The sequence below is a fragment of the Alteromonas alvinellae genome (genome assembly GCF_902705805.1).
Genome location: NZ_CACSIH010000042.1, coordinates 1 through 16,045, shown reverse-complemented (window position 1 = coordinate 16,045; position 16,045 = coordinate 1). Strand labels below are relative to the sequence as shown.

Genomic DNA, 16,045 nt, shown 5'->3' with positions numbered 1-16,045 from the left:
GTTTTATATCATATGGCGGTTTTCTACCCGCACAGTTATAACAACAAGCCCTCACCGCGCTGGAAGAAATGGAAGTTGTATGTAAATGGAATCAACATTGAGTTTTATAGACAAATTTAAAAGTGCATTGGTTATGTTCGAAAATCCAAATATTTCGCTGTCCGATGACGAGAGGTTGTGTGTTCTATGCTAGCGTACTTGCAGTTCGTCCCGCTTTTCACTGCATTTTTCGTAGCCCTAATACTTTTAGTGGTGATGACGCCATTAGCGCATCAGTTCGGCTTGGTTGACCAACCTACTGCGCGCAAACGCCATGCAGGAATCGTCCCGTTAACCGGGGGGGTAGCGATATTCATGGCTGTTCTTGTAGCAAGTGTCGCTACAGATGTATGGATGAAGAATGATCCCCTTTTCTTTACTGCGTCCGCTTTTGTCGTCTTGCTTGGTATGCTTGACGACCGTTTCGATTTAAGTGCTAAAGGGCGCCTTATGTGCCAATTTGGTGTGGCTGCTATCATGGCATGGAGCGCACAAAATTATATTACTTCATTAGGCAACATCTTTGGCACTGGCGAAGTGCTGCTCGACCTCGGCGGGTATTTTTTCACTATCATTTGTGTCGTTGGTGTTATCAATGCATTTAATATGATCGACGGTATTGATGGTCTAGCAGGTGGTATGAGCTTGGTTATATTGCTTACCGTTGCAGGCTTTTTGATTTTTACCGGTAATGGCGCGTCGATTATGGAGCCGCTTATCATCGTTGCCGCAATCGTTCCTTTTCTTGCTTTCAATTTAAGTTGGAAAGGATTTAAAGGTAATAAAATATTCATGGGCGATGCTGGTAGTATGTTCGTTGGGCTTACGATAGTGTGGCTGCTTGTTGATCATACACAAGGTGGCTCCGCTGCGTTTAGACCTATAACAGCGGTGTGGCTGGTAGGGCTTCCTCTAATGGACATGGCGGCAATTATGTATCGCCGTGCTCGAAAGGGGCAATCAATGTTAAAGCCAGACAGGCAGCACCTTCACAATATATTTATGCGGGCCGGACTAAGTAGTAGGAAGTCATTGGTCGCTATACTATGCCTTGGTGCGTGTTACTGCTTGATTGGTATATTAGGTGAAGTATATCAAGTGCCAGAAGCTGTAATGTTTTATAGTTTTATTGGTCTTTTGATTATTTACAGTTTAGTGATCCAACATATATGGAGCGTCCTTCGCTTTATCAAGCGGTTCTCGTCGTAAATTTGGTGAGCCCCATAGCAGGTTGCGCGAAATAGTTGTAACATACCTTCCTAAATAAAGGCGCGTAAGAGCGCTTTTATTTTCTCTGTTTCTTTTAGGCTGGTAAAAATATTCTTGATAAATCAATTCTCTATTCTTCACAACGAAAATAAAAAAAAGCACGTTGAATCGATTGTCGCAATGGCGGTTTATCAAGCAGACAATGCTAAGTGGCTCGAGGAGTCTATTGAGAGCATAACCAGCCAAAGTTATACCGATTTCCTTTTTATTATAGTTATTGATGGGCCTGTACCAGGCTCGATAACTCAAGTCCTCAACACTGCAACTATGAGTGATAATAGGATTGTTCTAGCGCAAAATAGTCACAATATGGGACTTGCAAGCAGTATGAATTCAGCCATCGATTTTGGTTTAGCGTTTGAACCGTCTTTTTTTGTTAGGATGGACGCAGACGATATCTCTGAACAGCACCGCCTTTCGCGCCAAATCACTTACCTTAAAAAGCACAGCAACATCTCTGTGCTAGGCTCAGCGCTGACTGAAATCAACGAAAGTGGTAAGAAGGTGGGAGCACGTGTAATGCCGGCATCTCACAAGCAGATCACGCGCATATTACCAAGGCGTTGTTCTCTCAATCACCCTACCGTAATTATTCGGTACAATGTGTTTCTCGATGGGCACAGATACAATGATGACTTACTTAACACTCAAGATTATTTTTTCTGGATTACTCTTGCTTCACAAGGGTATATTTTCAGGAATTTAAAGGACCGTTTGTTAAAATTTAGGAGAGTGAATAACTTCTATAAGCGCCGAGGACTGAGCAAGTCCCTTAATGAATTCAAAGCGCGAATTTACGCGATAACCAAGCTAAAGCAATATTCTCCCTATAATTTTTTCTATGCATGCGGAGTATTGTCGTTGCGTTTAATGCCCGGTAAAGTTGTGAAACTAGCGTATAAACTCGACCGTCACTTGCTAGAGAGGTTTGGTAAGCATTGAAAACAGGCGTTGTCGTAATACTCTATAATCCGGATTTTAGTCACGTCGCTGAGGTCATTAAGGCTTTCAGTGCGCCTGAGTGGGATTTAGTGGTCGTTGATAACACGGCCGGTGCTGACGACCGCCTTAGTGATCCCCGTTTCAAGTACATTCATTGTGGTACCAATGTGGGCATTGCTAAAGCTCAAAATATTGGCTTGAAAACGCTTTTTGATAGAGGCGTTGAATATGCGTTTTTGCTAGACCAAGATAGTCTATTTACGCCCACTATTGCCGTTGAGTTATTGCAGCAGTTTAAAACTATGGAGAAAAGCTCTTCCATTGCTGCCATAGGCCCCTCTATTTACTGTCAATTTTCAGATTGCGTTGACCAAGGTGTTTTACAAAAAGGCAAAAAAATATCTGAGAGCTTAAAAGAAGTAAAACAAATAATAGCTTCAGGCATGCTCCTTTCTCGCCACGCTTTTGAACGGGTAGGAGAAAAAGAGAATGGCCTATTTATTGACGGCGTCGATCACGAATGGTGCTGGCGTGCACGAGCCAAGGGCATGACTATTTATCAGTCGCTTAGCGCCTGCATGCCTCATCGGCAGGGCGATGACAGAATAAAGGTGTGTGGAATTACCTTTAAGCAAGGGGCACCCATTAGGCTCTACTACCAATTTCGGAATGTGTTAATTCTAGCAAGACGTCGTTATGTTCCACTTTATTGGAAGCTTCGTCATGTTTGTGCAATACCCGTAAGGTACATTGTTAATAGATTTTGTTTTGGTCAGGGACATGAGAGAGGCAAATACATGCGTTTAGGGCTAAAAGATGGCCTCAAACATCGGAGTGGCCCGATTCAACCCGATAAAGTTGTTAAATAGCGTCGGCATTTAGCAACGTGTCGCTAGTTAACGAGCAGATACAGTGAAAAATCTTCGCGTCCCCCTTTCACTAATTTGGTGCATTAGATATTATTTATCCCAAATTTTGTGCGTTCAACGGTGATTAAAAGCTGTAATGCCCACTTTCAAGACATTAATGCTCTAAAAAGGTAATTGGAACATCGATTGCATTACTCTAGATAACAGCATCGAATATAACCAGCTTAAGGAAGAATTGACGACGTGATGTCGACTTGAGCGTGTAATTAGGATTTTAAGAAGGATATTAACTAATGAGTCAGGTTAAAAAAGCGGTAATCCCTGTAGCAGGTCTAGGGACCAGAATGCTTCCAGCAACAAAGGCCATCCCTAAAGAGATGTTACCAGTGGTTGATAAGCCGCTAATTCAATATGTAGTAAGTGAGTGTGTTGCCGCAGGGCTAAAAGAAATTATCCTAGTAACACACGCGAGTAAAAACAGCATTGAAAACCACTTTGACACCTCTTTTGAGCTAGAAGCCACGCTAGAAAAGCGTGTAAAACGCCAACTGTTAGAAGAAGTACAGTCAATCTGTCCAAAAGATGTAACTATCATGCACATTCGCCAAGGCGTTGCGAATGGGCTTGGTCACGCAGTACTTTGCGCTCGACCTCTGATTGGCGATGCGCCATTTGCGGTAGTACTACCTGACGTTATTATTGATGATGCAGCAAGTAATCCTAAGAAAGATAACCTTGCAGACATGGTTGCCAAATTTAACACCAGCCGAGTAAGTCAGGTTATGGTTGAGCAGGTCCCAGACGAAGATATTTCTAAATTCGGTATCGCAGATCTAGACGGCGCGGCTATTGCCCCAGGTCAGTCAGCGAAGATACACAAAATGGTAGAGAAGCCGCCTCGCGACGAAGCACCTTCTGACCTTGCTGTGGTAGGTCGATACGTTCTGTCAGAAAAAATCTGGGATCTGTTAGAGTTTACTCCTCCAGGAGCGGGTGGTGAAGTACAGCTGACTGATGCTATTGATGCACTGATGAAACTTGAACAAGTTGATGCCTACTACATGAAAGGTAAGAGTCACGACTGTGGCAGTAAGTTAGGTTACATGAAAGCTAACGTTGAATACGCGTTACGTCACCCGTCGTTAGGCGACGAATTTAAAGAGTACTTAGCTTCTGTTTTAAAATAGTATTATTAGAGTTTGTTGATCGGTACTATATATCAAGATACAACAGACTAGGGCAATCAAATAGCTTAAAACGATAAAAAATGCGCCTTTACGGCGCATTTTTTACGCGAGGAGCCAGCGTACCGCTTATTCGCTTTAGCTCGTCTATCTTACCTGTACATAGCTTTCAATTTTGTTAAGCATTTTTTCGCCAATACCTTTGACCTGGGTTAGCTGTGCGACTTCAAGAAACGGTCCCACTTCTTCTCGATATTTAATAATTGCTTTCGCTTTAGATTGTCCAACGCCGGGTAGGGTGATCAATTGCTCTACGGTCGCTGAGTTTAAATCGATACGTTGTTGCTGGTCCGTACCTTGATTAAACCGAGCATTTTCGCTATCCGCTGGTTGAGCACAAACCGCTGGCGCTTGAATGGCTAGTGCAGATAGTACGAGTAAACCTGAGATTAATTTTTTCATCATCTTTCCTTGTATGTGGCTAAACGCGCCATAAACGTTATCGGCGCTGCTATTTAGCTAATTGAGATTAAAAGGTGTACCTGAAGCACACAGATTTTCTAATTCTTAACAACAAATAGGCTAAGTCGAGACGGCATACGCCTCACATAATTACCTAGTTACAGAATTCGGCATACTTCAGCGTGTACACATAAGATGATAAAGACGGGTTGAAAAAGCGGTAGTCCAGTTTTAGTACAGTTTTTATTAAAAAAAGCGGGAGAATAAATAAAAAACGGGCTTAAAAGCCCGTTTTGAATTAATGTCTGCGTGAACGCATATGAAGCCTATAGGCGGTCAAGAAGCGCTTGTGTGAATTCTGTTGTACCAGCCTCACCACCAAGGTCACGAGTTGTGCGGTCGCCAGATTCGATCACATCTTTCAGTGCTGCGCGAATTTTCTCTGCTTTATCGCCCATGTTTAGGTACTCAAGCATTTGTGCCGCAGCCAAGATTACTGACGTCGGGTTAGCAAGGTTCTTACCTGCGATGTCTGGTGCAGAGCCGTGAACCGCTTCAAAGATTGCACAATCTTCACCGATGTTCGCGCCAGGTGCCATACCAAGACCACCGACAAGACCGGCACACAGGTCAGATAGGATGTCACCGAAAAGATTCGTTGTAACAATAACGTCAAACTGGTGCGGATTCATAACAAGCTGCATACAACAGTTATCAACAATCATTTCCGCTGATTCGATGTCTGGGTAACGCTCACCAACTTCACGAGCAACTTTTAGGAATAAGCCTGAAGTTGATTTAAGAATGTTAGCTTTATGAACAGCAGTGACTTTCTTGCGGCCTTCGCGGCGGGCGAGTTCGTAAGCAAAAGTTACGATTTTTTCAGCGCCGTCACGAGTAATCTTACTCATTGCTTCAGCTTCATTACCGTCTTCTGAAACAACTTGGCCAAGGCCAGAATACATACCCTGCGTGTTTTCACGAACGGTAATGATGTCGATATCTTCGTAACGTGCCTTAGTGCCTTTGAAAGACATTACTGGACGAAGGTTTGCGTACAGCTTGAACTGCTTACGAAGACTTACGTTGATAGATGTGAAGCCTTCACCAACGGGGGTGGTTAAAGGGCCTTTTAGGGCAACTTTGTTTTTAGCGATCAGGTCTAATGTTTCTTGAGGTAGTAGCTCGCCATGTTCTTCCAGTGCAACTAAGCCCGCATCGGCATAGTCATAGGCAAAGTCACAGCCAACCTTATCTAGAATTTTTGTGGTTGCATCGATAATGTCCGGGCCAATGCCGTCACCGCGAATGACTGTAATACGTTGCTGAGTCATGTGGAGGGATCCTCTGGTAATTCTGTTGTCAAAATCGTTAGGTTTATTCAATTTTTAGGGTGACGCTTAAAGCGTCAAATTCTGCCTGCTTACTTATTATAATGGAAAATGTAGGGAAAAAGGGTAAAGCACTGCAAAAGTTGCCGTATTTTATATGATAGCCGGCGCAAGTTATAGCCATTCGTAAAGATTAATTGAAGCGGTGAGGGATAAATATTGATATCTGGGAGTAATGCGGGTGATAAAGGTCCAAAAGCGCTAGACGGCCAGAGGGCAAAAAAGCAAGTGTCCATTGGACTCGAGTGCTGCAGATATATCTTCGTGCTTGATACCAAGAATATTTAAAAGCGTTTTTACCTTTGTATCTTGAAGGAGAGAGTAAATATTTTGATCAAACAAACAGGCTTTTGTCAGGGCAAAACTTAACACCAAAATCGCTTGTTCTTTTTGGATTGATTTTGGAACGTCAGAGCTCAACTTCCCGCATTGGTGTATAACAGCACGCCATGTCGAGCTCTGATGCCAACTTCCGGCAAGTTCAGAAGCTATTGCGAGCCACGTCGTGTCGGTTTTCACCTTAAATGCGTTGTTGATTGAAACGGTTTTGGTTAGGTCGACAGGCAAGGACTGAGACACCTTAAAGCCGGGAAGTGTGAACAGCGGTGTGCAAATAAACGTCATTGTTAATGCCGCTGATTGTGGCGTAAATTTTGAATCTGCAACTTGAGCAAAATGACTTGCAAATGAACACGCAAGAAGCGTGATTTGTTTGCACATTCCCATCAAAGGGAATTGATTTTGCGTAAGCCGTTCTAACAGAGCAAACTGGATGAGCATATCGCCCACGCGCTCTATACCATACGTTAATACCGCCTGTTTTATGCTCTTAACCGGCAATTGTAATCTGTTGTCTTGGCTCGCAGTATGGATTAAAAAGTGATTAAAAGTGGGCACTTTTTGAATCTTCTCACACAACTCATCAATAACAACATCTCGCTTCTTCAACTCATCAATAATAGTAATGAGAGCTTTTGGTGGGTGCTGTATTGCAAATGTGGACGGTAGAAATGGTGATCCGCCTTGGTTTACTCTGGCGTGGGCCGTGTCTGTATATAGCGCAACGAAGTGTTCAAAAGGTAGCGAGAGAGAAACGGGAGCGCTAATAGACGATAAAGGTAGCCACTTACCATCCTCATCATCCTTACTCAGCATGAAAACAAATCCATGATTTTGCTGAATATCTACCAAAGCGCCCGGTACTCCTTCAGCATAAACTTTTGCGCCGGGAAGTAAGCCGTTGAAAAGAGGGATAAGATGAGATAAATGATGCCTATGGTGCGCGGGTAGGCGAACTGCTACGCGTGAGAACACTATTTTGTAGTCAGCTTTCTTCTTTCCATTGGCGAAAACACCTGCCAGAAGACAAAGTCTTTGCGCTAAGTTGAGCCGGCTGTCGGCGATATATTGACTATGTTTCTCACCCCGAAACGCTTTTTGTAACTTTATTGTATCTAACCAAACAGCCAGATTGTGCTTACGCAAAAAGCGAAGTACATCTGGTATCGTATCGCGCGGCGTGTTGCTATCTGACAGCCAAAGGGTGGCGAGTATAGATGCGAGAACGTGCTGTAAATAATGATCGTTAAATCGACACAGCTTGCCGAATAGTGCGAGTAATAAAAGTTGCTGTGTGCCTTTAGGCAAGTCATTATCGATGTGAAGGGTGGCTGCAGATAGCGCTGGATTGGCGTTAACCAAGGTTAATATTCGCTTTGCGTTTTTTAACCAATGATTAATACGCTGCTCGACCGATAAATCAGCCTCGCCTACATGTATCAGGCGTTTAAGTGTGGAAATGATGCCTGTCATTCCCCATCCTTTTAACTTTTCTGGTAGCTGGAGTAAGCCCCTTCACCCCATGCAATGAGTTTGTCATTCTCAAACAATAAAGGCGTGCATTCGTCTTGTGTCGTTAATCCATCTGCGCGCACATGTTGAGTTCTAAAAAACATAACCTGAATTGCTGTAGTACCTTGTCGCTTGGCTTCTGTAATATCAGGTGAGCCTAGCAAAGCAAGCACTTCTTCTCGGGTACTGCCCAATTTTAATTTTGTGATTTGAACGCGGTTGTATTCTTCACGGTCTTTCCAATCCATATTTTCAGGCTTATCGGGATAAAAAGCGATAATCATAAAAACAAACACCGCATATAAAGCGACGCCAGCTAAAATTAGACGAATAACCTTGGTATTCATGACCGTTACTTCTCGTTTTCTATACTCAAATGTTAGTGAGGGATATCAATGTCAAAAGCATAAGCATTAGACAAAGGAAGTTCGCTGCATGTAACATTTTTTCGTTTAAATACACTCTAGGTAAGTGTACCTTAAAACGCCCACTAAACATAAGTAGTAAACGTAAGCAAATGCGTCGCCAATGATTTTGCTTTTTTAGCCATTTTTCACAACATAGCAAGGTTCGTAAGCACTGCCAGGTAGCTTCATTCTATGTTGTTTTACAAACGACTCAAGTAGCGTATCAACCTTCCCCATCAGTGTACTATCACCGGTGAGCTCAAACGGACCATGTTTTTTGATCTGAGCAATGCCTTCCGCTTTAACGTTACCCGCAACAATGCCTGAAAACGCTTTGCGCAAATTGGCCGCTAGATCACTTTTGCTCTGGTCTAAGTGCAGCTGAAGCGCAGCCATACTTTCATGGGTAGGAATAAAGGGCTGTTGGAAATCCTGCTCAATCTTTAATGACCAATTAAAGCTAAATGCATCACCCATTGCACCTCTGAATTTCTTTACTTTTTCAAGCTGTTTACTCATGGTACGTGCTACTTCTTCAGGGTCATCTACAATGATTTGATATTTTGATTGTGCTTCTGGACCCAGTGTTGCACCAACAAAAGCGTCTATGGCTTCAAAGTATTCTTCGCTACCAGCAGGCCCTGTTAGAATTAAAGGAAAAGGTTGCTGCGCATTGCGTTCATTCATCAAAATGCCAAGCAGATACAGTAACTCTTCGGCAGTGCCTACACCGCCTGGAAACACGATAACGCCATGTCCGAGTCTAACAAACGCCTCTAAACGCTTTTCAATATCAGGCATGATAATGAGCTCGTTGACAATGGCATTGGGCGGCTCGGCGGCAATAATACTCGGCTCAGAAATGCCAATGTAACGACCTGTCTTGTGGCGTTGCTTTGCATGGCCGATGGTGGCGCCCTTCATTGGGCCCTTCATCGCTCCAGGCCCACATCCTGTGCAAATATTCATGTCACGCAAGCCGAGCTGATAGCCCACTTCTTTCGTGTATTTGTACTCAACTTGATTAATGGAATGGCCGCCCCAGCAGACAATTGTGTTTACGCCATCGTTCCCTTCAAGCGCTTTAGCGTGGCGTAGCATGTCAAACACCATGTCTGTGATGTCGCTACCTTCAGCCGGTGCAGTTTGGTGAAGAAACGCGTACTTGTTGCCCATATAAAGCAGGTCGCGAAGGACCGCAAACAAATGTTCGTGCACACCACGAACGAGTTTTTCGTCAACGAAAGCCACTTCAGGTGGGTTCACGAGTTCTATTTTTACGCCCCGCTCACGACGAATGAGTTTTATTTCAAAATTTTCATAAGGAGCAAAAAGTGCTTCGAAATTGTCTTCGTCAACGCCGCTGTTCAATACTGCAAGGCAACAGCTTCTGAACATAGCAAAGAGCTCGCTGTTAGTGGCGTCTTGAAGGCGAGAAACTTCTACTTGTGATAACTGGCTCATCCAGCCAACAGGGTTAAGCTGCACTTTCTTCATATTTTTACTTCCTATAAGTCAGTGCTTAAATCAGTGACTACGAGGTTGCGGCCGTTCCGTTTTGCCTTATAGAGGTACTCATCGGCGCGTTCAAACACAGTTTCGGTAGTATCATTGTCATTGAAACAGGTTGCGCCAAAAGATGCGGTGATTTTTACTTTTTCTTGCTTGAATTTAAACGGCATTGCAGCAAGTTTAGTTCTTACTTCATTAAGCTTTTTATCTATATCTGCCATCTGCGCCTGCGGCAGTAGCATTACAAACTCTTCTCCTCCCCACCTACCAATAAAATCATTTTCGGACAAACTTTGTTTTAAGAATTTACTCACTACCTGAAGGGTTTTATCGCCTGCTGCGTGCCCGAATCTATCGTTGATTGACTTAAAATGGTCAATATCCACAACGGCAACCGCAAGCAAGTCACCATTTTCTTTAAACTTGGTAAAAGCGGCTTTTAGTCTCTCGTTATACGCTTGTCTGTTTGGAAGCCGAGTGAGCGGATCAGTGCGGCTTTGCATTGCTTGTTCGGCCAGCTTCTTTTTATAAACGCTGGTTTGCTGCTGAAGTGTATTTATTCGCGATTGCATAGAGGAGAGCAGTGCCATTAACGCTTCTTGACCTTGCTGGTCGTTGCTTTGTTGCTCGCTTAACGTAGTCACAAGCTTTTCTACGCGAAACTGTGTCTGCTCTTTAAGTGCTTCTAAAGAACTGCTTTCCGATACGGCTTCTTCAATGTGAATAATGTCACGTTTAAGTTGCTCATTACCAGCTTGGCGCTGCTCGAACTGGGCTTGGCTACCTTGGATCGTATTGCTTACGTCGCTACTCACCTGACCTAATGAACGGTGCAGACTCTGAATCACCCTTCCTGTTAAGCTCGCCTCTGACATAGCGTCTTGAACGATCATGCGTAAAATTACAACGCAGCTTTTAAGCAGTTGGTCTTCATCCATGCCTTCATCAAGACGTTGCTTTATATCGTTGAGTTGCTGATCGTTAGGTTTTTTTTGCGCATAAGAAGCAATAAGGTGATTAAGCTCAACCAAAATAGAACGGTAGTGAGGGTTATCATCTTTAATCGAATGAGCCGATGTGCTTTCATTGCTAGTGGACTTAGTTTCTGTAATTTCAGATGGCTCAAGTCCAACCATTTCCTTGTTGAGCGCAATGCGGTGAAGCGCGATGGCTTTTGAATAGAGTTTATAAATACTGAAAATATCACCTACAGGTTGATTTAGCTTAATCAATTCCTGCGTGGTTAACCCTTTTAATTCAGTATCTTCAAATACAATTTTCTGTAGTTGTTTCATTGCATCTTCTAGCGATGAAACAGTATCAATACTGTACTTTCTAAGCGTTATTTCTTGATGCTGAAGTGATTTGTTGAGTTTTTCTATGCTCACAGCGGCAAGACTAAAATTAGGTGTGCCAGAAAGGTGGCCTCGTAACACTTTAAGTTCAGTATCGATCTTATCCGAGAAGCCCTCATAAAATGCTGAGAGTTTCACAATAAACTGACAAAGAAGCGCGTTATTTTGTTTTAGGGTTTGTAGTTGTTTTGCTTCCATAATCTCGTCTTTATTCTAATTCGCTATTACTGCCGCGGCTCAGGTAGCGTTGGTATGTACTTCACCGTTATATTACTGACGTGCTTGACGATGATTAGCATAAGGCGCTTCATAATTTGAACGGAAAGGGTTGATATCTAAACCTCCTCGTCGTGTGTAACGCGCACAAACGGTTAACTTATCTGGCTGACAATGCTGCATGATGTCGTTGTAAATGCGCTCAACGCATTGCTCATGAAACTCGTTGTGTTGCCTAAAGCTAATTAGATATTTCAAAAGCCCTTCGTGTTCAATAGCTTTTCCTTCATACCTTATTTGAATACTAGCCCAATCTGGCTGACTTGTGATTAAACAATTAGATTTAAGTAAATGAGAAACAAGCGTCTCTTGAACTCCTGTTACATTTTTCGCAACAGTCAAGTATTGAGTATTAGGGGAATATTGATCGATTTCTACATCCAGACTATCTAACAAGGTTCCGTTAAATTCTTGGAATTGTAGCGAAGAAAACTGCTCTGGAAGAATTAGTTTTACTTCGACAGGCTCCCCTGCGCACGCTGACAAATCCGCTTGAAGCACTTGTCGTACGTCCTCTGCTGAAGCGAATTTTGTTTGGTTGAAGCTATTCAAATATAGCTTAAATGATTTTGATTCGATTAGGTTCTTTGAGGTAATAGGAACGTGGCATTCTAAGATTGCCACATTAGGTTTACCCTTTAAATTAAGCCAAGAAAGTTCGTATCCTGTCCAAGTGTCGATACCATCAAAAGGTAAACCTGAGCTAGCCAAGTTCAATGTATCACGACTTAGACTGCGCGGCACGCCTTGCAACAAGTCAGGATTATATTCAAATTCATAGTCAACCTGTTTACCCAAAGAGAGGTCATCAGGTGCAGAAATAGTAATTTTTTGAGGTGAGTTGTCCGTCGACATAAGAACCTTTTATGCATCTACGCGGGATTTAAATTGTTGAACTGCACAGCGACACAGTCTTACAGCACAGTAGAATTAACCACAGTATTGACTTAACTGTTTAGTTGTATAGTGTACCCCAAAAATACGCAGGTAACGTCATTATGGCTCTAACAATTTCAGCACAATTAGATAAATTTGTATCATCTTATGTCGAACAGGGCGAGGGGCTCAAGATAGCATTTGATAGCGAATGGCCCTCGCCGTGCTATGAGACGACGGCGCAAGACGGTGAACTTGTTAGATGGTCTCCTACACTTCAATCGCCTGTGCAGTCTTTCAGCAATGTTGAAGAGGCATTATCGCTAAAGCTAAATCCTGACTACTGCGAGTATTTTACTCGTTACTACAGCGATAATTTAAAGGCTAACGCCCCGCAAGGTTGCTGTGAATTGCTTCAAGTTTTCAATTCCGAAGATTTCGAGCGACTTCAGCAAAACTTGATTGGGCATTTGTTGATGAAGCAAAGACTTAGGCAAGCGCCAACATTGTTTTTTGGTTTAACCGACGAAGAAGATTTTATTTTAACCGTTGTCAACGAAAGTGGCGAAGTGGCACTCGAGCAGGTTGGCAGAGAGCCTGCCAAAATTCTTGCGCCTTCTCTTGCGGTGTTTATTGAGCAACTTACACCTGCTATATGACGTTAATGCGTTGACTGACGTCAATCAGACCTAAAATTCCCGGCCTGCAAGACTAAAAGCTATTGGGCGTTAATAATTTGATGTAGCGCCCGCTTCAATTCCGCCACTTCTTTTTCTAACGTCTCTACCCGTGCTTGCAAATTGCACGGCTCATCAGTTGTGGCGACAGGATTTTGTTGCGCTACGTTTTCTTCGTTAGATACCTCTAGCTTAGGTTTGTGTGCGTTAAATCGCTTAATCGCTTCAATAGCTTCGGTTACCGATACCTTAAAGGGAGCTTTTGCACGTAAAATGCCTACGGACGGTGTTTTTCCTTCTTTATGCATTTGAAGGCACAAAACGTGAAGTTGCTGCAGGTTAGCGTTACTCATAATACGAAAATGGTTCAAAGTCATGAATAGTAGCAGTGTAGCTTGTCTACGTAGTCAATTTCACTAATAAGTTACTAATTTCACTATTTTTCAAAGCCTGCGTAGATTGGTGTTATTAAGATTAGTATAAAAATCAATAATTTAATTTTTGGCTTTAATCTTGTTTATCAATCATAAATTACATTATCACGCATAAACGCAGTGGTGCTTACGTTAGCGTATTTATGTCCTATTCAGTGTCGGTTCACAAAGTAGGCGTAGTATCGAATAAAAACAACACACATAATTAAGGAATTCACATGAAAACGGTTCTTCTTTCAGTAGCTTTGGCATCTTCAGTTTTGCTTTCAGGTTGTGTCGTGTCAGTAGGTGGCGGTTCAGACAGTCACTATGGTGCTGATTGGGAAGACAGAGAGTTTAACAATCGTAAACACATTGCGAATCTTGAAACAGGGACTACTTACGAAAGTGTATTGAGAAAAATGGGCGTTGCTGATTTCAACGAACTGTTCGAAAAGCAAGACGGCACATATCGCGTACTTTACTACCGAACTCAAAAAACGATGGGCGATGGTATCACCACAAAAGACGAGTGTACGCCGTTGGTTTTCAGAAATGGAAACTTAGTTGGCTGGGGTGACAGTGCTTATAGCTTAATGCACTAATAATCGTTAGTTGGTAATTGATTACGAAAGTAGGCATTACTTACTACCCCTAAATGTTAATAAAAAGTTAACATTTAGGGGTTTTTCGCGTAGGCTAAAGTTTAATCAGTTTAAGTGGGTGGTTGGCGCAATGATAAAAGTTGTGCGGTAGTGTCCACTTCTCCCATTTTATTTAAGTGGGTAAAAGCAGCTGTATAACTTTGCGTACAAGGAGCCCCTGATGAATACTGATGCTATTAATAATGCAATAGCCCCCTTGCAAGACACGGTTAAAGCCATCTATCTATCTGTAGATGATCTCAAAGTTGCCGCCTCTATTCTTTACAATGCGTATGTAGATGACCCATTGTTCATTGACATTTTCCAAGCAGAAAAAGAAGGTTATGAGAGCCGTCTACGGTCAGCTATCCGTGAAGAGCTCAATGCATTTTGGGTTGCAGAGCAGCCGATGATTGGCCTGTTCGATGATGAGCGGCTTGTTGCCGTTGCATGCTTGACCGCGCCCGATGCAGCATTTGGCTCAGGACGTTACTGGCACTGGAGACTGCGGATGCTTTTGACGGCAGGTTTGTTCGGTACAAAGCAAATGCTAGAAAAAGAAGAAAAAGTGCGAACATTAGTTCCCGCCGATAACTTCCACATGCTGAGTTTCATTGCAGTACATCCAGATTATCAACATCATGGGCTTGGGCATATTTTACTTGGCGCTATTGATAGCGTGGTAGAGGAAGATGAAAAAAGTGAGGGTGTTTCGGTATTCGTGACCATAGAAAAACATCGGGCTTTCTTTAACGATGACAATTATCAGGTTGTAGGACAATTAAGCCTCTCTCATGTGAACGGTGAGGTAATGTTCAGATTAAAATGATGCTTTTTTATTCGATGTGATACTCCTACCAAAACCTCACCAGTGGCAGTTCTAATTTTTACACCAAATTTACTACAGCGTTTGTAAGACATTTCCTACAAACGCTGTGAGTGATCTTACCTAAATGATGAAAGATTAATTTATACTAAAGTATAAAGTCATTGATTATATTGAAGTTTCTAAAAATTAGTCAAAAGTCGTACAAGAATCTTTCTTAAATCTCTGTAATTCAATATGGCGGTAATAATTGGAAGGGATACTATGAACATGTCACAAGGAAACACGACGAGTCACGGATTGAGTCAAGGATCATCAACGGAATAAGTTAGGACAACTTAAGGATGAGACTCCCACAAGGCAGTGGGGAAAGGGAAAGGAAAGCAGATAGGACACTGCATTAACAGGATGTTAGAAACGGATTCTAAAGGATATAAAGGGATTCAGGGACGTAAAACGTGAAAGGACTTCGCATACAGGATGTAGCAGGGAAAAATGGACGAGAGCTAGCAAGGAGCTAGAGGCAAGGAGCCAACGGCAGGATAGCCTTTAAGGAATTTCTAGTTTGCATGGACGAGCAAACCAAGGACGAAAGAGGGACATGCTAAGGGATTGGCAAAGCTGTAGCAGGATGTGCAGCAAATAATGGAATGAGGGAAGGGAACGTCAGCGGAGTCTGACAAGGACAGCCTCAGGAAGAGGAACACTGTATGAAGGATGTACAGTAAATTAGGATAAAAGGAAAGGGACCTACGCATGGATGTGTAGCTCGCACAGGAAGGCGCGAGAGTAGATGGAAAGGGGCGTATACGGATTTTAATCGGGAAGATTTTAGTCGCAAAGGATCGCGGAGAAGGATACTCAAAATTCCAGGAAAAAGGGGAGCCGCTAGGTTCCCTTTTTTTGCGTTTATTAGAATCAATCCGTATGCACTTGTTGTAAAACTTGACCTAAATGCTATTAGGAGCCGCCAACGCTCTTCGACATAGAAGCTTAAACCCTATGCGGCGGCACCTCTGTTCGAGCCTGTAACAGATTCTGTGTAACTGCCA

15 protein-coding genes are annotated in these 16,045 nt (G+C 42.8%); 7 read left to right on the top strand and 8 right to left on the bottom strand.

What is annotated here, in order from left to right; translation table 11 throughout:
* Nucleotides 1-186: 186 nt before the first annotated feature.
* The 4 genes from wecA (at nt 187) to galU (ending at nt 4,306) form a co-directional block, all read left to right on the top strand.
* A complete protein-coding gene (wecA, locus tag ACX5KA_RS03120; RefSeq protein ID WP_039223295.1) occupies nt 187-1,248 on the top strand; it encodes a UDP-N-acetylglucosamine--undecaprenyl-phosphate N-acetylglucosaminephosphotransferase in 1,062 nt (353 codons plus the stop codon).
* Between the two features lie 114 nt (nt 1,249-1,362).
* The gene (locus ACX5KA_RS03115; RefSeq protein WP_039223293.1) at nt 1,363-2,250 is read left to right on the top strand and encodes a glycosyltransferase; all 888 of its coding nucleotides are present in this window, start codon (nt 1,363-1,365) and stop codon (nt 2,248-2,250) included.
* Nucleotides 2,247-3,119 (top strand): glycosyltransferase family 2 protein, encoded by an 873-nt coding sequence (locus ACX5KA_RS03110; protein ID WP_458730376.1) that lies wholly within the window; start codon nt 2,247-2,249, stop codon nt 3,117-3,119. Before ACX5KA_RS03115 ends, ACX5KA_RS03110 begins: the two co-directional genes overlap by 4 nt.
* A gap of 293 nt (nt 3,120-3,412) precedes the next feature.
* Nucleotides 3,413-4,306 (top strand): UTP--glucose-1-phosphate uridylyltransferase GalU, encoded by an 894-nt coding sequence (gene galU / locus ACX5KA_RS03105; RefSeq protein WP_039223290.1) that lies wholly within the window; start codon nt 3,413-3,415, stop codon nt 4,304-4,306.
* Between the two features lie 144 nt (nt 4,307-4,450).
* Here galU and ACX5KA_RS03100 read toward each other — a convergent pair whose 3' ends face one another.
* The 7 genes from ACX5KA_RS03100 to queF all read right to left on the bottom strand — a co-directional run bounded on the left by ACX5KA_RS03100 (nt 4,451) and on the right by queF (nt 12,412).
* Nucleotides 4,451-4,765, bottom strand: coding sequence for a ComEA family DNA-binding protein (locus ACX5KA_RS03100; protein ID WP_458730375.1), 315 nt, complete (start codon nt 4,763-4,765; stop codon nt 4,451-4,453).
* 326 nt (nt 4,766-5,091) lie between these two features.
* Complete coding sequence (locus ACX5KA_RS03095; protein ID WP_039223286.1) at nt 5,092-6,099, bottom strand: isocitrate dehydrogenase; 1,008 nt, start codon at nt 6,097-6,099, stop codon at nt 5,092-5,094.
* 258 nt (nt 6,100-6,357) lie between these two features.
* Entirely contained in the window at nt 6,358-7,968 is a 1,611-nt protein-coding gene (locus tag ACX5KA_RS03090; protein WP_458730374.1) for a histidine kinase, read from the bottom strand.
* Between the two features lie 11 nt (nt 7,969-7,979).
* The gene (locus tag ACX5KA_RS03085) at nt 7,980-8,354 is read right to left on the bottom strand and encodes a DUF3192 domain-containing protein (RefSeq protein ID WP_039223283.1); all 375 of its coding nucleotides are present in this window, start codon (nt 8,352-8,354) and stop codon (nt 7,980-7,982) included.
* Between the two features lie 195 nt (nt 8,355-8,549).
* Entirely contained in the window at nt 8,550-9,911 is a 1,362-nt protein-coding gene (ppnN, locus tag ACX5KA_RS03080) for a nucleotide 5'-monophosphate nucleosidase PpnN (protein ID WP_458730373.1), read from the bottom strand.
* 11 nt (nt 9,912-9,922) lie between these two features.
* The gene (locus ACX5KA_RS03075) at nt 9,923-11,479 is read right to left on the bottom strand and encodes a GGDEF domain-containing protein (RefSeq protein WP_458730372.1); all 1,557 of its coding nucleotides are present in this window, start codon (nt 11,477-11,479) and stop codon (nt 9,923-9,925) included.
* Nucleotides 11,480-11,551: 72 nt separating this feature from the next.
* Nucleotides 11,552-12,412 carry an NADPH-dependent 7-cyano-7-deazaguanine reductase QueF gene (queF, locus tag ACX5KA_RS03070; protein ID WP_458730371.1) on the bottom strand — a complete coding sequence of 287 codons (861 nt, stop codon included), beginning with the start codon at nt 12,410-12,412 and terminating at the stop codon, nt 11,552-11,554.
* A 143-nt stretch (nt 12,413-12,555) separates the two neighbouring features.
* Here queF and syd point away from each other — a divergent pair, with 143 nt between their 5' ends.
* Nucleotides 12,556-13,092 (top strand): SecY-interacting protein, encoded by a 537-nt coding sequence (syd, locus tag ACX5KA_RS03065; RefSeq protein ID WP_458730370.1) that lies wholly within the window; start codon nt 12,556-12,558, stop codon nt 13,090-13,092.
* Nucleotides 13,093-13,151: 59 nt separating this feature from the next.
* Here the strand turns inward: syd and ACX5KA_RS03060 are convergent, their stop codons facing one another.
* Nucleotides 13,152-13,418 (bottom strand): hypothetical protein, encoded by a 267-nt coding sequence (locus tag ACX5KA_RS03060; protein ID WP_458730369.1) that lies wholly within the window; start codon nt 13,416-13,418, stop codon nt 13,152-13,154.
* Nucleotides 13,419-13,762: 344 nt separating this feature from the next.
* On the opposite strand from ACX5KA_RS03060, the gene ACX5KA_RS03055 reads away from it, so the two are divergent.
* Together ACX5KA_RS03055 and ACX5KA_RS03050 are read left to right on the top strand one after the other, a co-directional pair.
* Nucleotides 13,763-14,128 (top strand): DUF3192 domain-containing protein, encoded by a 366-nt coding sequence (locus ACX5KA_RS03055; RefSeq protein WP_014948542.1) that lies wholly within the window; start codon nt 13,763-13,765, stop codon nt 14,126-14,128.
* Between the two features lie 220 nt (nt 14,129-14,348).
* Complete coding sequence (locus tag ACX5KA_RS03050) at nt 14,349-14,996, top strand: GNAT family N-acetyltransferase (RefSeq protein WP_458730368.1); 648 nt, start codon at nt 14,349-14,351, stop codon at nt 14,994-14,996.
* Nucleotides 14,997-16,045: the final 1,049 nt, after the last annotated feature.

Bases quoted from the DNA above. Each gene is read 5' to 3' on its own strand.
- wecA (WP_039223295.1), top strand. From the start codon at position 187: ATGCTAGCGTACTTGCAGTTCGTCCCGCTTTTCACTGCATTTTTCGTA.
- galU (WP_039223290.1), top strand. From the start codon at position 3,413: ATGAGTCAGGTTAAAAAAGCGGTAATCCCTGTAGCAGGTCTAGGGACC.
- ACX5KA_RS03100 (WP_458730375.1), bottom strand. From the start codon at position 4,765: ATGAAAAAATTAATCTCAGGTTTACTCGTACTATCTGCACTAGCCATT.
- ACX5KA_RS03095 (WP_039223286.1), bottom strand. From the start codon at position 6,099: ATGACTCAGCAACGTATTACAGTCATTCGCGGTGACGGCATTGGCCCG.
- ACX5KA_RS03090 (WP_458730374.1), bottom strand. From the start codon at position 7,968: ATGACAGGCATCATTTCCACACTTAAACGCCTGATACATGTAGGCGAG.
- ACX5KA_RS03085 (WP_039223283.1), bottom strand. From the start codon at position 8,354: ATGAATACCAAGGTTATTCGTCTAATTTTAGCTGGCGTCGCTTTATAT.
- ppnN (WP_458730373.1), bottom strand. From the start codon at position 9,911: ATGAAGAAAGTGCAGCTTAACCCTGTTGGCTGGATGAGCCAGTTATCA.
- ACX5KA_RS03075 (WP_458730372.1), bottom strand. From the start codon at position 11,479: ATGGAAGCAAAACAACTACAAACCCTAAAACAAAATAACGCGCTTCTT.
- queF (WP_458730371.1), bottom strand. From the start codon at position 12,412: ATGTCGACGGACAACTCACCTCAAAAAATTACTATTTCTGCACCTGAT.
- syd (WP_458730370.1), top strand. From the start codon at position 12,556: ATGGCTCTAACAATTTCAGCACAATTAGATAAATTTGTATCATCTTAT.
- ACX5KA_RS03060 (WP_458730369.1), bottom strand. From the start codon at position 13,418: ATGCATAAAGAAGGAAAAACACCGTCCGTAGGCATTTTACGTGCAAAA.
- ACX5KA_RS03055 (WP_014948542.1), top strand. From the start codon at position 13,763: ATGAAAACGGTTCTTCTTTCAGTAGCTTTGGCATCTTCAGTTTTGCTT.
- ACX5KA_RS03050 (WP_458730368.1), top strand. From the start codon at position 14,349: ATGAATACTGATGCTATTAATAATGCAATAGCCCCCTTGCAAGACACG.